The 539-nt window shown below is 52.7% G+C and carries 1 protein-coding gene and 1 pseudogene; both read left to right on the forward strand.

Annotated elements, in window-relative coordinates; genetic code table 11:
- Positions 1–206 (forward strand): annotated as a pseudogene (locus B2W52_RS09955) (amino acid ABC transporter permease); the annotation flags it as partial.
- Positions 207–244: 38 nt separating this feature from the next.
- Positions 245–539 (forward strand): ATP-binding cassette domain-containing protein (locus B2W52_RS09960; protein WP_286802821.1); only part of this gene is annotated, 295 nt, incomplete at its 3' end.

Below are 539 nucleotides of genomic sequence, written 5' to 3' on the forward strand. Positions count from 1 at the left end.
TGTTCAAGGACACCACGCTGGTGTTGATTATCGGCCTCTTCGATATCCTCGGCACAGTCCAGTCCACGGTTACCGATCCGGCCTGGCAGAATGTTGCCATTGAGGGCTATGTATTTGTGGCGTTCTGTTTCTGGGTCTTCTGCTTCGGCATCTCCAGATACAGCCAGAACCTTGAACGAAAACTAGACACTGGTCATAAGACCTGACGGGTAATCCTATGACAGACCAAACACAAACCTCAGAAATGCAGACCCCGCCGAAGGACCAGCCGGGAAAAAAACCGGGGATTATCCGGGTTGAGGGCATGCACAAGTGGTACGGGGACTTCCATGTTCTCAAAGATCTCAACCTGACCGTTGATCAGGGCGAGAGAATTGTCATCTGTGGGCCATCCGGCTCGGGAAAATCCACCTTCATCCGTTGCATCAACCGGCTGGAGGAGCATCAGCAGGGCAAAATCATTGTTGATGGTATCGAGCTGACCGATGATGTCCGCCACATTGATACGGTTCGGCGGGAAGTCGGCATGGTGTTTCAGC

Origin of the sequence: Marinobacter sp. UBA2498 (genome assembly GCF_002341575.1) — a bacterium.
Lineage (GTDB): Bacteria > Pseudomonadota > Gammaproteobacteria > Pseudomonadales > Oleiphilaceae > Marinobacter > Marinobacter manganoxydans.